Genomic DNA, 19,743 nt, shown 5'->3' with positions numbered 1-19,743 from the left:
CTCCAATTCTAGTGGTCAATATTCAAATCTATCGATTCTATTACTCTTATTCTTTTGTTTTAAGATCTCTCTTAAAACGGCTGTCAATTCAATATGTCTAGGAACGTATTCTTCTTTTTTTACTCACTAGTCTTTCGATTAGCGGGTGCAAAAGTACAAAGCTTTTTCTTCTCTCACAAGCTTTTTGAAATCTTTTTTGAAAATTTATTTTCAGTGTTAATTTCGTTTTTGCTTATCAGAATATTAAAGAACTTATGCGCTGTTGCGGGTGCAAAAGTAGTCCCTTTATCCGTTTAAACAATGACTTTTTACATTTATTTTACTTTAATTTTACACTTATTTTTTAACACATTGATATATCACAATTTACAGCACAACCTTTTTGTGAATTTACCATTTTCTAATAGGTGTTTTTGATAAATTGAACGGTTTTACCTTGTTTCGGGAGTGTCTTGGCCTCGGCGAAGAGTGTTTTTTTTTGTTGGCTGGTGCGTTTTTGTGTCAATTCATGATATCAATTCCCTGTCGACATTATTGCTACCTATATATAGGTGTATGTTTTTTTTTCTTATTTTCTTCCCAAACAAAGGTCATAGCCCTGATGGAAGGGAAAATCCTTTTTTGTCCCGATTTTTCTTCGGGACAAAAAAGATTGGAATGACAGCAGGAAATAGCTCCTAATTATATGGATTTGCATTGTATACTAAAATCTAGCTTGCTTTCTATAATGTAGAGTTATGGTTGCTATTTATACCCAAAAAGTCGAACTTTGCCCTTAAAAAAATAAATGACACTTCATATAGAAACTCCTGCTTTACTTTTTTCGGCTACTTCTTTGATCTTACTGGCATACACCAATCGTTTTTTGACCGTAGCAACCATTATACGTGGTTTAAAAAAAGCTTATAAAGAGAAAGAAAATCGAATGATTCTATTGGAAATAAAGAACCTCAACCTAAGATTGACACTTATTCGATTAATGCAGATGGCCGGTGTACTGAGTTTATTTTTATCAGTTTTTACTATGCTTGTTTTATTTTTGGATTATCAATTGATCGGAATATATTTATTCGGCTCCAGTTTGCTTGCCTTGTTGATCTCTTTGGCATTGTGTTTTTGGGAGATTAATATTTCTGTTGATGCTTTGCGCTTGCATTTGAGCGATTTGACACATAAGGAACTCGAAAAAGAACATCATTCTACTATTGAAAAATAGATTTGTATTTCAAATCTCAGCTTAGAAAAGTTTCATTCTGTCTTCTTTAAAACACTTACAGAACGATATTCACTTTATTCAAAATAAAAAAATGCATAAAAACACAGTATTAAAAGGTGTATTTCTCGTAGGGCTTGGAGCGACTAGTTTTGGGATGCTGGCGACATTTGTAAAAATGGCTTACCAAGAGGGATACACTACGGCAGAAGTTACAATTTCCCAATTTGTATTAGGTATCATAGGAGTCCTAATCATTAATGCATTTCAAAAAGCGAAAAATGACAATGAGGTCGTAAAAGCTTCCCGAAAAAACATTTTTCAACTGATGTTTGCCGGAACATCTCTGGGTATGACGAGTGTTTTTTATTATATTGCTGTTAAATATATTCCAGTGTCCATCGCAATAGTTTTGTTAATGCAAACAGTTTGGATAGGTGTTTTACTGGAAATGATTTTAGATAAAAAAGCACCTTCATTACAAAAAATAGTTGCTGTTTTTGTGGTTTTAATAGGAACTGTTTTGGCAACAGATTTATTCAAAAAAGAGATTCAACTCGATTGGAGAGGTTTAATTTGGGGGATGATGGCTGCAACTTCGTTTACAACTACTATGTTTACCGCAAATAGAGTAGCTTTAGGAATATCTTCTGCACAGAGAAGCCTATATATGCTACTTGGAGGCGCTATTATCGTTTTTGGTTTCGCTTTGGCAACACAAAGCGCTGCTTTTAACTTTGGAATATTTCTAAAATGGGGAATTATATTATCGCTTTTTGGCACCATTATCCCACCAATGCTCATGAATGCGGGATTTCCACTTACAGGTATTGGCTTGGGCAGTATTGTTTCGGCACTTGAACTTCCGGTTTCGGTTTTAATGGCTTATTTTTTATTACATGAACAGGTAAACGTAACACAATGGTTTGGAATAATTCTTATTTTATTGGCTATAATCATAATGAATTTGAAATCAAAAAAATAGTAATTATGCTGATTTTCAACGCAAAAAAAATTAATACAATTATTTTTTTTGCGTTTTTTTATGTAATTTCGTAATAATGAAGTTGTTAGAATTCAATCTAACACCCATAATTATTGTTTTCTTTTTAACTAATTAAACCATTAAAATTATTTATTATGAAAAAACTATTAGCAGAATTTTTCGGGACGTATTGGTTGGTATTTGGTGGTTGCGGCAGCGCAATTTTTGCTGCTGGGATACCAAATTTAGGGATTGGATTTGTCGGAGTTTCGCTTGCTTTTGGATTAACAGTTTTAACAATGGCTTATGCTGTTGGTCACATTTCAGGAGGTCATTTTAATCCTGCGGTCTCTTTTGGACTGTGGGCTGGTGGACGATTTTCCGCCAAAGAATTACTCCCGTATATCTTAGCGCAATGCGTGGGAGCAATTGCAGCAGCGGGGACTTTATTCACCATTGCTTCGGGAAAAGCTGGTTTTATGATTGACAATACCAAAGCTGGTGCATTTGCATCAAACGGATATGGTGCATTTTCTCCTGATGGATATTCGATGCAATCTGCTTTTGTTGCTGAATTTGTTCTGACCTTATTTTTTCTTTTAATAATTCTTGGCGCTACAGATAAATTTGCAAATGGAAAATTTGCCGGAATTGCAATTGGACTTGGCTTGACACTTATTCATTTAATCAGTATTCCTATTACAAATACATCTGTAAATCCTGCAAGATCATTATCACAGGCATTATTTGTGGGAGGCGAACCATTGTCGCAACTTTGGATGTTTTGGGTCGCTCCTATTTTGGGTGCTATAGTAGCTGGTTTTATTTATAAAAATTTACTTCAGGACCACGCAGCTGCTTAATTTTTTTAAAAATATAGTATAAAGAGAAAAATGAGGTGTTCGCTCTTATTTTTCTCTTTAATTTTGTAGCATGAATTCACTTTTCCATTCAGATCCAATTATTCTCAACCTCCCAGATGCTGAAATCATCTATTATCCGTCGTTTCTTAAAAAAGAAGAAGCCGACAATCTCTTTCGGGAATTGATTCAAACCATTCCGTGGCAACAAGACGAAATTACAGTATATGGAAAAAAACATTTACAACCACGATTAACTGCTTTATATGGAAACGAAGGAAAACCATACTCCTACTCTAATATAGTCATGCAACCCCATTATTGGACAGTGCCTTTACAAAAAATAAAATCATTGGTTGAAAGCGTCACCGAAACCCATTATACAACGGTATTGTTGAATTACTATAGAGATGGGAATGACAGTAACGGATGGCATTCTGATAACGAAAAAGAACTGGGTATAAATCCAATAATCGCATCCTTTAGCTTGGGAGCAGAACGTAACTTTCAACTGAAACACAATACAGATTCAGCTCAACGAAAAAATATCATCCTAGAACATGGTAGTTTATTATTGATGAAAGGTACAACACAGCATTTCTGGAAGCACCAAGTGCCAAAAACGACAAAACCAATTGGTCCAAGAATAAATCTCACCTTCAGAATAATCAAATAATATTGGAATTGAATTTTTATTATATTTGAAAAATACAGCGATTTTTTTTTAATTAAAAAACGCACTCCTGACAACCCAAATCAAATACTTTTCAAATAAACCAAACCTATGAACGAAATTATTTCTTATTTCTCCACAATTCCTTCCTCACATAGAAGCCTGATTCTTGTATGCGGCATCACTATTTTTTGGTTAATCGAAAATGCTTTTCCGCTTTTTAAATTCGAATATAACAAATGGCAACATGCCAGCATCAACTTATTTCTAACCTTTACGACTATCATTGTAAATTTTTGCTTGGCTTTTATTTTATTAAAAACCGCTGATTGGACGATTGTCAATCATTTTGGCGTTTTGCAATGGCTCCCTGAAATGCCCTTGTGGCTATATACACTTATTGGGCTATTACTATTGGACTTAATTGGCGCCTATTTGGTGCATTTAATTCAACATAAAACCAAATTTCTTTGGCGTTTTCATTTGATTCACCACACCGATACCTGGATAGACACCACATCTGCAAATCGGCATCATCCTGGTGAAAGCGTTATCCGATTTGCGTTTACTACTTTAGGAGTACTCATCATCGGGAGTCCCATGTGGATGGTGTTTTTATACCAAACGTTATCGGTTATTGCAACACAATTCAACCATGCTAATATTTCTTTACCAAAAAAATTAGATACTTTTTTAAGTTTTTTTATAGTTTCGCCTGACATGCACAAGGTTCATCATCATTACGTACTCCCTTATACTGACAGTAATTATGGAAATATTTTCTCAGTTTGGGATCGTTTATTTGGCACTTATAAAACCCTAGCAAAAGAAGAAATCATATACGGTGTAGACACACACATGAAGGATGAAGAAAATAATCAGTTAAAAAAATTACTTACTATACCTTTTCAAAAGCACCTCAAGGCAAAGGGGAATTAAAAAATTGAATATTTTTATAATAAAAATGAAAAGTAATTATTATTTTTATTAATATTGGTATAAGATTTAAAATCAGATTTATTAATCATTAACACCAAAATTGAATTAATTTTCACGTGATGAAAAAGAGTAACCGCAAAGAATTGAACTGGGAACAAACAGAGAAACTTGTTACATTGGCCCAAGAAGAAAGAAATCCATTTGAGATTATCAAGAAAGAATTTGGACTAGCCGAAAAAGAGGTTCTGGAAATTATGAAAAAGAAAATGCCTGCAGAAAAATTTGAGATGTGGAAAAAGAAAGCCATTGCAAGTAAACCAAAGCCTAAACCTTTGAAAATAGATGATTTTGACGAAGATTTAGATGGTAAATATTATATCAAGAACAAACTAGACTAACTTATAAACTCTCGAAATTTCGGGAGTTTTTTTATGGCTTTATTGTTTTTAATTTCATGGTATTAATACTTTTTGTTCTTTTTTGTAACAATTTCTTCGTTAGAAATACTAATTACAAAACAAAAAACAACAAAATGAAAAAAATACTATTCGTATTTGCTTTTACATCCATATTCTGGCCCAGTAAAGCAAACAGCACCACCCCAGTTGACTCAAAAAAAGAAGAAATTGAAGTAAACATCAACCTCATTGATGTGAAAGACGACCAAGTTTTAGTTACCGTTAAAGCTCCAAAAATTAAAACCAGCGAAATCACTTACAGCCTTCCAAAAACCGTACCTGGAACTTATTCTGAAGATAATTACGGAAGATTTATCGTTGATTTTAAAGCATACGATGCCAAAGGAAATTTGTTAACCGTTTCTAAAACGGATGACAACACTTGGTCTATCAAAAATGCAAAAACATTAGCAAAAGTAACTTATTTGGTAAACGACACTTTTGATACTGAAAAAGGTCGTGGTTTTGGCAAAGAAGACGTTTTTTCGCCAACAGGTACAAATATTGATGCCGGCAAAAATTTCATGTTAAACTTACACGGATTTGTCGGTTATTTCCAGGACAAAAAAGAATCGCCATATAAAGTAACTATTACACATCCCGAAACACTTTGGGGAGCCACTTCTATGATAGACAAAGATGCTTCTAAGACAGTTGATGTTTTTGAAATGCCTCTTTATTCAGAATTGCTTGAAAACCCAATTATGTATTCAAAACCAGACTATACCACATTTACAGTAGATGGAATGGAAATTCAAATTGTGGTTTATTCTCCTACTGGAAAATTCACTGCAGAAAGCATTACTCCAGAAATGAAAACAATGATGACTGCTCAAAAAACGTTTTTAGGAAAAGTCAATTCTACAAAAAAATATACTGTGCTCCTGTATCTTTCCACAATGACAGAAACTGATGCAAAAGGATTTGGAGCATTGGAACATCCTACTGCCACAACAGTTGTATTACCAGAGATGATGCCAAAAGACGAATTGGTAAAATCGATGAAAGATGTTGTTTCACATGAATTTTTTCACATTGTGACTCCATTAACTATTCACTCCAAAGAAATTCAATATTTTGACTATAATGCGCCAAAAATGTCTGAACATTTATGGATGTACGAAGGTGTAACGGAATATTTTGCCAATCTTTTTCAAATCAATCAAGGACTGATTACCGAAGATGAGTTTTTTACTCGTATAGCAGAAAAAATTGACCAGGCCAAAACGATGAATGATACATTACCATTTACAAAAATGAGTGCTAACGTATTGGTTGAACCCTACAAAGACCAATATCTAAATGTGTACCAAAAAGGCGCGTTAATTGGAATGTGTTTGGATATTCAAATTAGACAAAGCAGCGATGGAAAAAGAGGGGTTTTGGATCTAATGCACCAATTATCAAATGAATATGGAGTTACAAAACCATTCAATGATGCTGACCTTTTTGCAAAAATCACATCATTAACTTATCCAGAAGTTGGTGAATTTTTAACCAAATATGTATCTGGTCCAACACCGATACCTTACTACGACTATTTGGCAAAAGTAGGCGTTACAAAAACTTCTAAAAAGACTCCGGAAGGCATATTCTTAAAAGGTCAAGTGCCATACATTGGCGTAAACCATGAAAACAAAGAGATATTTGTTGATCCTAAAAAAGAATTGACCGTTTTTTATACCAACCTGGATTTAAAAGGTGGAGATATTATCCTTGCCATAAATGATAAACCTTATTCACTGGACAATATCTACGAAATGATAACTGAAAGTCAAAAATGGAAAGAAAACGATCCTATTACTATCAAAATAAAAAGAGATGGTAAAGAACAAATAATAAAAGGAACTGTAAAATTACCTTATATCGATACTGACGGTCTGGAAGCAACAGATGCTTCAAAAGCCAAATTGAGAGAAGCTTGGTTGAAAGGATAATCCTAGTAACCTTATAAAAAATCCCATTCGCCGCGGCGAATGGGATTTTTTTTTGAAATTCAGAGACAATACAATCATTCATTCCAACAATTTTCTTTATTTTGCGCCAAAAATAAAAAACAGCCAATTGCCATGATTTATAAACCCTATAAAAGATTGGCGAAACAATGTTTGAAAAAACCAAATTATTTACACATGAAAAATTCTATTATTGCTTTTGTTGCTTTATTCCTATTGGTGGCGTGTAACAAAAATGAATCCAAAACCAATTTACATATTACTGGAAATATCAAAGGATTGAAAGAAGGAACTTTGTACATCCAAAGAGTTGTTGATACTTCTCTTGTAGCCATAGACAGTATCAAAATAGATGGAAACTCAACTTTCGCAACTGATTTAGATTTAAAATCCCCCGAAATGCTATACTTGTATCTGGACAGAGGTGTAACAAATTCTCTTGACAACAACATTATGTTTTTTGCAGAGCCAGGAAAAATAAATATTGAAACCAATCTTGATTCTTTTATTAACAGTGCTAAAATCACTGGATCAAAAAATCAGGAGTTGTATGAAGATTACCGAAAAATTATCTCTCATTTTAATGACGAAAATCTAACCTTAATTGAGAGTAAATTTAATGCTATAAAAAGCAACAACACAAAAGCAGTAGACAGTTTGAATGCTAGGCAAGACAATAACATCAAACGTAAATATTTATATGCAACCAATTTTGCGGTAAATAATAAAGAGTACGAGGTTTCGCCTTATATTGCTTTGGCCGATATCTATGATATCAACGTTAAATATCTGGATACCATTCAAAAATCTATGACTCCAAAAGTCGCCAATTCTCTTTATGGCAAAAAATTGACTCAATATGTAAATACTATCAAAAGTCAACAGAAATAAAAAATATCCACAGTAAAATATCAAAACCGTTTTGTATTTCAAGACGGTTTTTTTTATGCATTGCCACAAAAAAAAACCATAACAAATAAATGTTATGGTTTTACAAAAGAGCCGGCGGAGGGACTCGAACCCACGACCTGCTGATTACAAATCAGCTGCTCTAGCCAACTGAGCTACGCTGGCGGACTCAATATGTTTTTTTTGTAATGGTCAACTCAAATAAAAAACCATCTAAATGAATAGATGGTTTTCTTAAAGAGCCGGCGGAGGGACTCGAACCCACGACCTGCTGATTACAAATCAGCTGCTCTAGCCAACTGAGCTACGCTGGCGACTCATTACGGGTGCAAATATAAGTCTGTATTTCGTTTTTCCAAAATAAATTCAAACTTTTTTTGCCCTTTTTTTTACTGCAAATCGTTGATTTTAGCAATCAATTGATTAGCAGTTTGTTCCAATTCAACATTTATTTGTTTGAAATGTGCTTTTTTATTTTCAACTTTCTTTTCGTTCACCTTTGTGATCAAAACGTCAAAAGCAGCAATAGCTTCGTCAATTAATGCATTAGTTTCTGTTGTTGGTTTCCCAGTAGTAGAAATTTCAAACAAGTAAACTGCTTCAATAATATCTCCTAAAACGTAGTTGATGTCTTTCTTTAAATTCTTAACGTTTGCCATTTTATTTTTTATTTAATTTGCGTTTGCAAAAGTACACATAATCTTTCTATTCCCAACTATGAAATGTAAATTTCTAAAATAGAAGCTTTTCCTTTAAGATAATAAGACTTCATTGCTGCGGGAATAAGCACTGTATCTCCTTTTATATATTGATAATTCACATCATCGTACTCTAATTCAAAAGAACCTTCAACACACATGTACACTACAAAAGACAAACCTGAATTTGCAACTGCTTTTTCATTTTCCAACGGAATAAAATTGGTCGTAAAATAAGGACAATCAACTACAGTGTTCGATTTATTAATATCTTTACTGTATTCCTTATAAGTATTGACTTTTTTATAGTTTATGGCATCCAAAGCTAAATCAACGTGCAGCTCTCTAGTATTTCCTTGCGCATCTTTTCGATCAAAATCATACAACCGATACGTAATATCCGAAGTTTGCTGAATTTCAGCAACGACCAATCCTGCTCCAATAGCATGAACGGTTCCCGTTTCTAAGAAAAAAACATCGCCAGGTTTTGCTTTTACATCATCTAATATTGAGACTAATGTTTTGTTATTAAGATGCTCTAGGTATTCTTTGGGACTAGAATCATTTTTAAAACCTACAATGATTCTGGCATCGGCATCGGCTTGCATGACATACCACATTTCGGTTTTACCGAAAGAGTTATGGCGCTTTTTGGCCAATTCATCATTGGGATGTACCTGAATCGATAAATCCTCACGGGCATCCAAGTATTTAAACAACAATGGAAATTGATTTCCAAACTTTTTATAAACAGCAATTCCAAGAATTTCGTTGGGATATTCATTAATTAATTCCGTCAATGCTTTCCCTTTATAGTCACCGTTTGCAACAATGCTTATATCGCCCTCAACTGTAGACAACTCCCAACTTTCCCCAGTAATACTAGAAGTAATGGGTTTGTTTAGGATTGTTTTTAATTTTTCTCCACCCCAAATTCTTTCTTTGAGGATTGCTTCAAACTGTAATGGATATATTTTTGAGTTCATGGTTTTTTATTTGCAAATTTCAACACTTTTATTACCAAACAGTAATACTATTTTGTCAATTTATTACTGTAATTTTCTAATCGCTTCAAGTGCTTTTGGAATATGATGTTTGGCCATCATACTATCAAACACCATGATGATTGTTCCTGTTTTATCGGCAACATACGTAACTCTACCGGGCAATATCCCAAACAAACCTGCGGGTACTCCAAAAAGCTTTCTTATGGTCTTGCCAGAATCCGACAATAGGATAAAAGGCAGTTTGAATTGCTGGGTAAATTTTTGGTGTGATGCAATACTATCGCTGCTTATCCCAATTACTTCGGCTCCCAAATCTTTAAAATCTTCGTATTGATCCCTAAAACTGCAGGCTTGAGCTGTACATCCCGGAGTATTGTCTTTTGGATAGAAATAAACGACCAATGGTTTTTTACCTACTATTTCCTTACTGTCAAAATCATTACCATTGGTATCTTTTGCTGCAAAATGGGGAATTTTATCTCCTACTTTAAGTTCCATTATTCTCCTTTATAGGTTACAAAATTACGCGGTGTTTCATACAGAACCACTTCCAAATCCAAATCAGACTTTACTTTTTTTCGAATTTTATTCCAAATTACTACCACAATATTTTCAGCTGTTGGGTTCAAATCAAGAAATTCCGGCACATCCAAATTCAAATTCTTATGATCCATTTGATCCTCAACTTCTTCTTTGATAATATCGGTAAGAAATTTTACATCCATAACATAACCGGTTTCCTTGTCAATTTCACCGGTAACGCTCACTATTAATTCATAGTTATGTCCGTGAAAATTAGGATTATTGCATTTGCCAAAAACAGCATTATTTTGTTCGAATGTCCAATCTTTTCGATACAAACGATGGGCTGCATTAAAATGGGCTTTTCTGGATATAGTTACTCTCATAGGGAATTTTAGATTTTGTGAGTTTTGATTTTAGATTTCTGCGTTCTAAAATCCATAATCTTATATTGTATGTTCTTCTAAAAAATGATAAAATTCGTCAAAAATAATTTTAAACCAAACTGTGTAAATATCAGGATTCAAAAGCATATCACTTCGAATGTCTTCAATCTTCATCCATTTCCAATCTTCAACTTCTTCCGTGTTGATTTCTGGTTCACCGTAATAATAGCCAATCATTACGTGATCGAGCTCGTGTTCTGTCAAACCGTTATCAAAAGGAGCTTTGTATATAAAATGGAAAAGTTCTTTCAACTCTGTGTTAAAGCCCATTTCTTCATACAATCGTCGGCTACCAGCCTGAATATTAGTTTCGCCTTCCCGTTGATGACTGCAACAGGTATTTGTCCAAAGTAAAGGGGAATGGTATTTTTGATGTGCCCGTTGTTGAAGCATAATTTCTCTTTTGTCATTTAAAACAAAAACAGAAAAAGCACGATGCAAAATGGCTTTTTCATGTGCTTCCAGTTTTGGCATTAAACCAATTTGCTGATCTAATTCGTTTACTAATATTACTTGTTCTTCTTCCATATCTATATTTCGCCTGTCAAAAATACAAAAAAGAATTTGCTTTATTTTTGGAATATGAGATTCAAGAGCGTTGCAAATCAAATTTGTGAAAAGTTTAACGAGCGTTGATCCTTCTAATATTCTAATTTTACGGTGAATCCGCATCAAGCAAAAAATGCTTTTTTTTTGAACTTTAAAACATAAAAATTAAAATTATCACAAATAAAGCAATGATGTAAACTACACGACATTTTGCTTTTAATAATACCGATACTTTTGAAAAATAAAACATAAAACTATAAAAATGAAAACACAATTTTTTAGCTCATTAGTACTGCTGTTGATAATTTTTCAGGCCTGTGGGCAAAACAAGGAATCTAAAAATACTGCATCTATCATGAAAGAAAATGAAATAAAACCCGGAAATCCGCATTACTCGCATACCGACACCACAAAACTGAATTTGACTGACGCCGAATGGAAAAAAATTCTGCCGGAAGATGTGTATTTAGTTTCTCGCAAAGCCGATACCGAAAGACCTTTTACGGGTAAATATTGGAACACAGACGTAAAAGGAACCTATTATTGTGCGGCTTGCGGCAACATTCTTTTCCGTTCGGGAGCAAAATTTGCAAGTAGTTGTGGTTGGCCCAGTTTTTTTGAACAGGAAAACAAAAAAAGTGTGGTTTACAAAACCGACAATTCTATCGGAATGGAACGAATTGAAGCGCTTTGTGGCCGATGCGGCGGACATTTGGGACACTTATTTGATGATGGCCCTGCCCCTACCGGAAAAAGATATTGTATGAACTCCATCGCTTTAGATTTTGAACCTGATACTAAATAAAAAACAATGAAAACGAAATCAATTATAGTAGCTTGCTTATTAATTACCGGAACACTATTTTCTCAAAACAATAATACAACTAAAAAAATGACACATTCTAATTTTGAAACGATAACCCTTGGTGGTGGCTGCTACTGGTGCGTAGAAGCTGTTTATGAAAACCTAAAAGGAGTGAAATCAGTAGTTTCTGGATTTTCGGGAGGCAAAATTGCCAACCCCAGTTATGAAGAAGTTTGCTCAGGCACTACAGGTCATGCCGAAGTAGTACAAATTACTTTTGACAAAAATGTAACCAATCTCGATGAAATTTTCAAAGTATTTTTCACCGTACACGACCCAACAACATTGAACAGACAAGGCGCCGATAGAGGAACCCAATACCGTTCAGTTATTTTTTATAATAACGAAGAACAAAAACAGGAAGCACACTCTATAATCAATGAACTAAAAAATGCCAAAGTTTATGACAGCCCAATTGTAACTACATTAGAACCTTTTACTAAATTTTACAAAGCCGAAGATTACCATCAAAACTATTATGCCAATAACAAAAACCAGCCGTATTGTCAAATGGTTATTCAGCCCAAAATAGAAAAATTTGAAAAAGTTTTTAAAGATAAATTGAAAACCAAAAAGTAATTTTCAAATTATAAAAGCCGAAATCCATTTTCGGTTTTTATAATTTAACAAATAGTAAAATTTCCAAATGAACATACAAAAGCCTTGGATTCCTCCAGAAGCTATTCCGAAAGATTTAATTTTAATCCAAAAAATACTTTTTGACAATTGTAATTTCGAAATCACCCAACCACTTCATGAAGAAGAAAGCTCAGAATACGGAGCCTGTACTTTTACTTTAAATCATTTAAACATTCTATTTCGGACAGCCAAAATAACACCCACCAAAACAGGTCAATTCGTTACGCTATGGAAAAGAATAAATCACGGTCCGATTCAGCCTTTTGAAGCTAAAGACCCGATTGACTTATTCATTATCAGCACCCGAAAAGAAGATCAATTCGGATTATTTGTTTTTCCGAAATCTGTTCTTATAGCCAAGGAAATAGTAACTGATAAAAAGGAAGGAAAAAGGGCGATTCGAGTTTATCCACCTTGGGATATAACAACAAATAAACAAGCGCAAAAAACACAGAAATGGCAATTGGATTATTTCTTGGAAATACAAATGGATCAAACAATAGATTTAAACCGAGTGAAATTACTTTTCCGTATGGACGACTAAAAACTGTATTTTCAAAAATAAAGCTTAATTTCAACAACTTAAATAATTTGAAATTAAAAAAAATGAAAGAAAAAATCTTTTTACTGCAATTCTTACTAATCATTGGGGTTAATTTAGCACAGGCACAAGAAAAAAAAGTAGCTCCGACTTCACAAGAATTGTACAACGAAATTGCGACTATGGATACTGTTCTTTTTGATGCATTTAATGCAAAAGATATGGCCAAATTTAAACCGCTATTCAACGAAGATCTCGAATGGTATCAAGACAATGGAGGTTTACTTTCATATGAAACCGTTTTTACAAATTTTGAAAAAATGTTCAAAAACGAAAACAAACTGACTAGACAATTAGTAAAAGGAAGCCTTGAAGTGCATCCAATAAAAGATTATGGTGCAATTGAAATTGGCATACATCAATTCCGACACATGGAAAACGGAAAAGAAGAAATCGGTACCTTCAAATTTGTTGCAATATGGAAAAAAGTAGATAACCAATGGAAAATTTCTAGAATGATAAGCTACGATCATTAATTTGAATGAAATTTAAAAACAAAAATCTGTCTGATTTATTTACTTTTATACACCAATAAAAAAGAATTCAAAATTAAAAAAAATGATTGTCAGAAAAGCTTTAATTGGAGATATTAAACAGATTCAAGCAGTACGAAATTCGGTAACAGAAAATACTTTGTCAGACCCTAACTTGGTAACAGACGAAGATTGCAAAGAATTCTTAACCATAAGAGGACAAGGTTGGGTTTGTGAAATTGATAATGAAATTGTTGGTTTTGCAATTGTAGATTTGAGAGAAAATAATATTTGGGCATTATTTTTAAATCCTAAATTTGAAAAAAAAGGAATTGGCAAACAACTTCATGATAATATGCTTGATTGGTATTTTAAGCAGACAAAAAATACTGTTTGGCTAGGCACTTCTCCAATGACAAGAGCGGAATATTTTTATAGAAAAGCAGGCTGGACAGAAGTTGGCACTCACTGTAAAACCGAAATCAAATTTGAAATGACCCATAGCGATTGGGTATCAAAAAGGAGAATCAATCTTTCATTAACACTTAAAATTTAGTTTTCTTTGCATCCTCAAATAAATGAAAAATGAAAGCACTTACCTTCTCAACATTCGGAAATTCCGATGTACTTGAATATATAGAAATTCCTTCACCAATATTAAAATCAGGCGAAATATTGGTCGAAATGAAAGCTATTGGTCTCAACTTTGCAGATGTGTATAGACGTAAAGGAAATTACCACCTCAAAGGAAATCCTCCATTTATTGCCGGTTACGAAGGAGCAGGAATTGTGGTGGAAACCAATGGAAATTCAGATTTTAAAATTGGTGACCGAGTGGCTTTTGCCGATGTTCCTTTTGCCAATGCCGAGTTGGTAGCCGTTCCCCTTGAGCATGTGATTCCGTTGCCAGATGGTATTTCTTTCGAAACTGCAGCAACCATTTTATTGCAGGGCTTGACTGCACATTATTTGGCAACCGACAGTCATAAAACCCAAAAAGGAGAAACCGTATTGGTTCATGCTTCGGCTGGTGGAGTCGGTCAATTCTTGACACAAATCAGCAAACTTCTTGGTGCTAGAGTTATTGGATTAACCTCCTCTTCTCAAAAAGCGGAAGTTTCAAAACAAAATGGTGTCGACGCTGTTTTTCTATATTCTGAAGATTGGAAAAAGCAAGTATTCGATTTTTGTCCAAATGGTGTCGATGTCGTTTACGACAGTATTGGTAGCACTTTGACCGATAGTTTCGAGGTAACCAAAATGTGCGGTCAAGTCGTTTTCTTTGGAATGGCAGGCGGAGATCCTCAATTTGTAAATCCTAGAATGTTGATGGACACTTCCAAAACATTAACCGGTGGTGACTTGTGGAGCTATTTAATTTCAAAAGAAGAACGCATCAAGAGAGCCCATCAATTATTTAATTGGATTGCAAATGGTGATATCACTATTGCAGCACCCACAGTTTTTAAACTATCCGAAGGAAAGTTGGCTCACGATTATCTGGAAAGCCGAAAAAGTACTGGAAAAATAATCTTGATTCCTTAAAATAATCCTCATTTACTCCGTCTGTTCGCTAAAAGCTCGTGTGGGCGTGCCACCATAAAGAAAAAAGACCAACTCATCACAACGGTAAGTTGGTCTCTTTTCTTTATGCTGTCGGGCTATCCGCGCTACTTCGGTAGCTTGCTTTTATCCCTCACGCGCGTACAACAAATTTATTTTTTCAATACCTCAGCAATTTTCAAAGCACATTTTTCTCCATCAATCGCGGCAGAAATAATTCCACCAGCATAACCAGCCCCTTCTCCACAAGGATACAACCCTTTTATTTGTAAATGCTCATAAGAAATGGCGTCTCTTGGAATACGAACAGGCGAAGAAGTTCTCGATTCTGGCGCATGCAATATAGCTTCGTTTGTCAAATAGCCGCGCATAGATTTACCAAATTCGGCAAATCCTTCTCGTAATATTTGGGATAGAAAACCAGGAAAAACTTGTCCCATTTCTACCGAAGTCGTTCCGGGAACATAAGACGTTTTTGGAATATGGGAAGAAACTTTGTTCTGTGTAAAATCAACCATACGTTGCGCGGGTACTTTTTGAGTTTCCCCAGCAAGATGCCATGCTTTTTGCTCGATACTTTTTTGGAACTCCATTCCAGCCAAAGCACCAAACTTTTCATAAGGCTTGAAATCCTCCAATTTCAATTCGATTACAATTCCGGAATTGGCAGTGGCTTGATCCCGTTTGGATGGAGACCAACCATTCGTAACAACTTCGCCTGGACTCGTAGCACAAGGGGCAATTACACCTCCCGGGCACATGCAAAACGAATACATTCCGCGACCATTCACCTGCTTTACAATCGAATATGGCGCTGGTGGCAAATGCTCGCCCCGATAATCACAACTGTACTGAATACTGTCAATTAGCGATTGTGGATGTTCCGCTCTTACGCCTAATGCAAAAGGTTTGGCTTCGATAAAAACTTTTTTTCTATCCAGTAATTCAAAAATATCACGAGCAGAATGTCCTGTAGCCAGAATTATTTTATTTGCTAAAATGGTTTCTCCATTTTGAGTTACAATTCCCTGTACTTCATTATTTTTTATCAAAATATCGGTTAAGCGGGTTTCGAACAAAACTTGTCCGCCACATTCTATTATTTTTTCCCGAATATCCTGTATTATTTGAGGCAATTTATTGGTCCCAATATGTGGATGCGCATCTACCAATATATCTCCAGAAGCTCCAAAAGCAACCAGTAACTCTAATATTCGAGTAACATCCCCGCGTTTTTTGGAACGAGTATATAATTTACCGTCCGAATAGGTCCCAGCCCCGCCTTCACCAAAACAATAATTGGAATCTTCGTTGACAATATGGTCGACATTGATAGCTTTCAGGTCCCGACGTCGGCCACGAACATCTTTTCCGCGTTCAATAACTATTGGTTTCAAACCCAATTCTATCAATTGCAAAGCAGCAAAAAGGCCTGCTGGTCCTGCACCAACAACGATAACTTCTTGGGCAGTTGACACATTTTTATAATCGGGTAATTCTATTTTATGTTCCTGAAAAGGCTCTCCTTGTAAATAAATCAAAACCTTCAAATTAATTTTGATTGCTTTTTGTCGCGCATCAATGGATCGTTTCAAAATAGCTACATGCTGAAACTCACTTACCGAAACTTTTATCTGTTTGGACAAATAGTCTTTCAGTAACAATTCATTGGAGGCGATTTCTGGAGAAACTTGTAATAGGAGTTCTTGTGGCATGTTTTCTAAATACTTCGATTTTTAGATTATTAAAAATAAAACAATCTGTCTGCAAAAGTAACATTTTGAATCCAATTCTAATTCATCAAACAAGAATCCAATCCAAAATCATATTTATTTACAACAAGACTATGTAACTTTACAATCTTAAATCAAATGAAATTAAAAAAATAATGTCCAGAAAAATAAAACTGATATGGGATTTCCGTGGTCCTGCTTCGGCAAAAACGGCCGAACACCACGAAATTCATTTGAAAGAATACATTGCTATTGAAAAATTACCTTTAAATATTACAGGTTTTGAAATTCAAGGCGAAATGCAAGCTATTGCCTTTTTGGTGGTCAATGAAGAAAATATGATCCAAGTTAGAGATGCCTTGAAACCACATCGAGGGGAGGTTTTTAGTGTTCAGTAATCAGTGTTCGGCATTCATTTTACTGCAAACTGAACACTGAACACTGCAAACTAATTTGCCACTTCACTAATAAATTTTATACGCATCAATCGCAATTCATCCAAATCATAGTCGCCATCAAATTCTTTGAGAGCATTTTCTATACTATCAGATTCAGATTCCATAAAATAGTCATGGATTTCTTCTTGCTGATCGTCGTCCAGCATTTCATCAATCCAATACTTGATATTCAGTTTGGTTCCGGAATAAACAATTTGCTCCATTTCTTTGATTAAATCGTCCATCTTTAACCCTTTTGCGGAAGCGATATCTGTCAACGCTAACTTTCTGTCTATATTCTGAATGATGTACAACTTATTAATTGAGTTGACGCCCGTTGATTTCACAACCAAATCATCCGGACGGATAATATCATTGTCTTCAACGTAACGACTGATTAACTCTATAAACTCTTTTCCATATTTTTTTGCTTTCCCTTCACCAACTCCATGAATATTGATTAATTCATCCTGTGAAATTGGATATTTTAATGCCATGTCTTCAAGTGAGGGGTCTTGAAAAACCACGAATGGGGGAACTCCCAATTTTTTGGCTACTTTTTTACGCAATTCTCGCAGCATGGTCATCAACAATTCATCTGCAGTGCCCGATGATTTTGCAGCTGTTACAATTGCTTCATCTTCGGATTCATTGTATTCATGATCCTCAGACATCATAAAGGATTCCGGTTTTTTTATAAATGCCAGTCCTTTTTTAGTGATTTTTACAATTCCGTAGGTTTCTATGTCTTTCGACAAAAAACCGGCAACCAGAACTTGTCTGAGTAATGCCATCCAATATTTTTCATCATGATTGGATCCAGAACCAAAAAAAGATTGAGAATCGGTTTTATGCGCATTTATCACTGCATTCACACGGCCAATTAGTGTAAAAACAATTTCTTTTGATTTGTAAATATGTTTGGTATCCCTTACGACTTCCAATAATTTTACGACTTCGTTTTGGGCTTCAACTTTTGTTTTTGGATTTCGTACATTATCATCCATATCTGCACCTTCTCCTGTTTCGCTGTCAAATTCTTCTCCAAAATAATGCAGCAAAAATTTTCGTCTAGACATTGAGGTTTCTGCGTAAGCAACCACTTCCTGCAATAAGGCAAATCCAATTTCCTGTTCGGCAACCGGTTTACCGGATAGAAATTTTTCTAATTTTTCAACATCTTTATAGGAGTAATACGCCAGACAATGCCCTTCGCCTCCATCACGGCCTGCACGGCCTGTTTCCTGATAGTAACTTTCCAACGATTTTGGAATATCATGATGGATTACGAATCGCACATCGGGTTTGTCAATTCCCATTCCAAAAGCAATCGTGGCGACAACGACTTCAACATCTTCCATCAGAAACATGTCTTGGTGTTTGGCACGGGTTTTGGCATCCAAACCTGCGTGGTAAGGAACCGCACTGATTCCATTCACCTGCAAAACTTCGGCAATTGACTCCACTTTCTTGCGGCTTAAACAATAGATAATTCCGGATTTACCTTTGTGTTGTTTTATAAACCGAATAATATCCGATTCAATATTTTTAGTTTTTGTACGAACTTCGTAATATAAATTGGGCCTGTTAAATGACGCCTTAAAAGTAGTAGCATTGGCCATATCGAGATTTTTCAGGATATCTTCTTGCACTTTTGGCGTAGCGGTAGCGGTAAGGCCAATAATAGGCACATCTCCGAGTTGCTTAATGATATGTTTAAGGTTTCTATATTCAGGTCTAAAATCATGTCCCCATTCTGAAATACAATGCGCCTCATCTATGGCTACAAAAGAAATAGGCACAGTTTGCAAAAACGCAACATACTCTTCTTTAGTAAGTGATTCTGGAGCAACATACAGCAATTTTGTCAAACCGGAAGTGATATCAGCCTTGACTTGGGCAATTTCTGTTTTGGTAAGGGAGGAGTTTAAAACATGGGCAACCCCGTTTTCGGAAGAGAGACTTCGGATGGCATCGACTTGATTTTTCATCAATGCTATTAAAGGGGATACAACAATTGCGGTACCTTCTTGAATTAAAGCGGGTAATTGATAGCAGAGGGATTTTCCTCCACCAGTCGGCATAATGACAAAAGTATTCTGCTTGTGGAGCAGACTTTTTATAACTTGTTCTTGCAGGCCTTTAAATTGGCTAAAGCCAAAATACTTCTTTAATTCTTTGTGTATGTCAATTTCGTTTGAATTCATTCTTTAATATG

Annotated in this window: 22 protein-coding genes and 2 tRNA genes; 15 read left to right on the top strand and 9 right to left on the bottom strand. The window is 34.9% G+C overall.

Annotated elements, in window-relative coordinates:
• The first annotated feature begins 787 nt into the window (after window positions 1-787).
• The 8 genes from OLM57_RS08460 to OLM57_RS08425 all read left to right on the top strand — a co-directional run bounded on the left by OLM57_RS08460 (window position 788) and on the right by OLM57_RS08425 (window position 7,974).
• Entirely contained in the window at window positions 788-1,216 is a 429-nt protein-coding gene (locus OLM57_RS08460; protein WP_264566765.1) for a DUF2721 domain-containing protein, read from the top strand.
• A gap of 91 nt (window positions 1,217-1,307) precedes the next feature.
• Complete coding sequence (locus OLM57_RS08455) at window positions 1,308-2,198, top strand: EamA family transporter (protein ID WP_264566764.1); 891 nt, start codon at window positions 1,308-1,310, stop codon at window positions 2,196-2,198.
• Window positions 2,199-2,353: 155 nt separating this feature from the next.
• Window positions 2,354-3,061, top strand: coding sequence for an aquaporin Z (gene aqpZ / locus OLM57_RS08450; RefSeq protein WP_264566763.1), 708 nt, complete (start codon window positions 2,354-2,356; stop codon window positions 3,059-3,061).
• A 70-nt stretch (window positions 3,062-3,131) separates the two neighbouring features.
• Window positions 3,132-3,734, top strand: a complete 603-nt coding sequence (locus OLM57_RS08445) for an alpha-ketoglutarate-dependent dioxygenase AlkB family protein (protein ID WP_264566762.1) — start codon at window positions 3,132-3,134, stop codon at window positions 3,732-3,734.
• Window positions 3,735-3,842: 108 nt separating this feature from the next.
• Complete coding sequence (locus OLM57_RS08440) at window positions 3,843-4,670, top strand: sterol desaturase family protein (protein ID WP_264566761.1); 828 nt, start codon at window positions 3,843-3,845, stop codon at window positions 4,668-4,670.
• Window positions 4,671-4,789: 119 nt separating this feature from the next.
• Window positions 4,790-5,068, top strand: a complete 279-nt coding sequence (locus OLM57_RS08435) for a TIGR03643 family protein (protein WP_264566760.1) — start codon at window positions 4,790-4,792, stop codon at window positions 5,066-5,068.
• Between the two features lie 134 nt (window positions 5,069-5,202).
• The gene (locus tag OLM57_RS08430) at window positions 5,203-7,065 is read left to right on the top strand and encodes a peptidase M61 (RefSeq protein ID WP_264566759.1); all 1,863 of its coding nucleotides are present in this window, start codon (window positions 5,203-5,205) and stop codon (window positions 7,063-7,065) included.
• Window positions 7,066-7,260: 195 nt separating this feature from the next.
• The gene (locus OLM57_RS08425) at window positions 7,261-7,974 is read left to right on the top strand and encodes a DUF4369 domain-containing protein (protein WP_264566758.1); all 714 of its coding nucleotides are present in this window, start codon (window positions 7,261-7,263) and stop codon (window positions 7,972-7,974) included.
• Window positions 7,975-8,083: 109 nt separating this feature from the next.
• On the opposite strand, the gene OLM57_RS08420 is transcribed toward OLM57_RS08425, so the two are convergent.
• The 7 genes from OLM57_RS08420 to idi form a co-directional block, all read right to left on the bottom strand.
• Window positions 8,084-8,157 (bottom strand) — tRNA-Thr (locus OLM57_RS08420).
• A gap of 75 nt (window positions 8,158-8,232) precedes the next feature.
• Window positions 8,233-8,306: transfer RNA gene (locus OLM57_RS08415), tRNA-Thr, on the bottom strand.
• A gap of 75 nt (window positions 8,307-8,381) precedes the next feature.
• On the bottom strand, window positions 8,382-8,651 hold the full coding sequence (locus tag OLM57_RS08410) for a hypothetical protein (RefSeq protein ID WP_264566757.1): 270 nt from the start codon (window positions 8,649-8,651) through the stop codon (window positions 8,382-8,384).
• A 56-nt stretch (window positions 8,652-8,707) separates the two neighbouring features.
• Window positions 8,708-9,676: a type I phosphomannose isomerase catalytic subunit gene (locus tag OLM57_RS08405; protein WP_264566756.1), complete on the bottom strand. Its 969-nt coding sequence runs from the start codon at window positions 9,674-9,676 to the stop codon at window positions 8,708-8,710.
• Window positions 9,677-9,739: 63 nt separating this feature from the next.
• A complete protein-coding gene (locus OLM57_RS08400; RefSeq protein ID WP_264566755.1) occupies window positions 9,740-10,195 on the bottom strand; it encodes a peroxiredoxin in 456 nt (151 codons plus the stop codon).
• A complete protein-coding gene (locus OLM57_RS08395) occupies window positions 10,195-10,605 on the bottom strand; it encodes a 6-pyruvoyl trahydropterin synthase family protein (RefSeq protein ID WP_264566754.1) in 411 nt (136 codons plus the stop codon). Before OLM57_RS08395 ends, OLM57_RS08400 begins: the two co-directional genes overlap by 1 nt.
• Before the next feature lie 60 nt (window positions 10,606-10,665).
• Window positions 10,666-11,193, bottom strand: coding sequence for an isopentenyl-diphosphate Delta-isomerase (idi, locus tag OLM57_RS08390; protein WP_264566753.1), 528 nt, complete (start codon window positions 11,191-11,193; stop codon window positions 10,666-10,668).
• Between the two features lie 283 nt (window positions 11,194-11,476).
• Between idi and msrB the strand changes: the two genes are divergently transcribed.
• The 6 genes from msrB to OLM57_RS08360 all read left to right on the top strand — a co-directional run bounded on the left by msrB (window position 11,477) and on the right by OLM57_RS08360 (window position 15,337).
• A complete protein-coding gene (gene msrB, locus OLM57_RS08385; protein ID WP_264566752.1) occupies window positions 11,477-12,019 on the top strand; it encodes a peptide-methionine (R)-S-oxide reductase MsrB in 543 nt (180 codons plus the stop codon).
• Between the two features lie 6 nt (window positions 12,020-12,025).
• On the top strand, window positions 12,026-12,658 hold the full coding sequence (msrA, locus tag OLM57_RS08380) for a peptide-methionine (S)-S-oxide reductase MsrA (RefSeq protein ID WP_264566751.1): 633 nt from the start codon (window positions 12,026-12,028) through the stop codon (window positions 12,656-12,658).
• Between the two features lie 67 nt (window positions 12,659-12,725).
• Complete coding sequence (locus tag OLM57_RS08375; RefSeq protein ID WP_264566750.1) at window positions 12,726-13,262, top strand: MepB family protein; 537 nt, start codon at window positions 12,726-12,728, stop codon at window positions 13,260-13,262.
• Between the two features lie 62 nt (window positions 13,263-13,324).
• A complete protein-coding gene (locus OLM57_RS08370) occupies window positions 13,325-13,795 on the top strand; it encodes a nuclear transport factor 2 family protein (RefSeq protein ID WP_264566749.1) in 471 nt (156 codons plus the stop codon).
• A gap of 82 nt (window positions 13,796-13,877) precedes the next feature.
• Complete coding sequence (locus OLM57_RS08365; protein ID WP_264566748.1) at window positions 13,878-14,348, top strand: GNAT family N-acetyltransferase; 471 nt, start codon at window positions 13,878-13,880, stop codon at window positions 14,346-14,348.
• Window positions 14,349-14,377: 29 nt separating this feature from the next.
• Entirely contained in the window at window positions 14,378-15,337 is a 960-nt protein-coding gene (locus tag OLM57_RS08360) for a quinone oxidoreductase family protein (protein ID WP_264566747.1), read from the top strand.
• A 170-nt stretch (window positions 15,338-15,507) separates the two neighbouring features.
• Here the strand turns inward: OLM57_RS08360 and OLM57_RS08355 are convergent, their stop codons facing one another.
• On the bottom strand, window positions 15,508-17,070 hold the full coding sequence (locus OLM57_RS08355; protein WP_264566746.1) for an NAD(P)/FAD-dependent oxidoreductase: 1,563 nt from the start codon (window positions 17,068-17,070) through the stop codon (window positions 15,508-15,510).
• A gap of 173 nt (window positions 17,071-17,243) precedes the next feature.
• On the opposite strand from OLM57_RS08355, the gene OLM57_RS08350 reads away from it, so the two are divergent.
• Window positions 17,244-17,486, top strand: coding sequence for a hypothetical protein (locus OLM57_RS08350; protein ID WP_264566745.1), 243 nt, complete (start codon window positions 17,244-17,246; stop codon window positions 17,484-17,486).
• A gap of 50 nt (window positions 17,487-17,536) precedes the next feature.
• On the opposite strand, the gene recQ is transcribed toward OLM57_RS08350, so the two are convergent.
• Window positions 17,537-19,732, bottom strand: a complete 2,196-nt coding sequence (gene recQ, locus OLM57_RS08345) for a DNA helicase RecQ (RefSeq protein ID WP_264566744.1) — start codon at window positions 19,730-19,732, stop codon at window positions 17,537-17,539.
• Between the last annotated feature and the right edge of the window lie 11 nt (window positions 19,733-19,743).

It is taken from the genome of Flavobacterium sp. N3904 (genome assembly GCF_025947305.1).
In the GTDB taxonomy this organism is placed as follows: Bacteria; Bacteroidota; Bacteroidia; order Flavobacteriales; family Flavobacteriaceae; genus Flavobacterium.
This window is presented reverse-complemented; position numbering and strand designations above follow the sequence as displayed.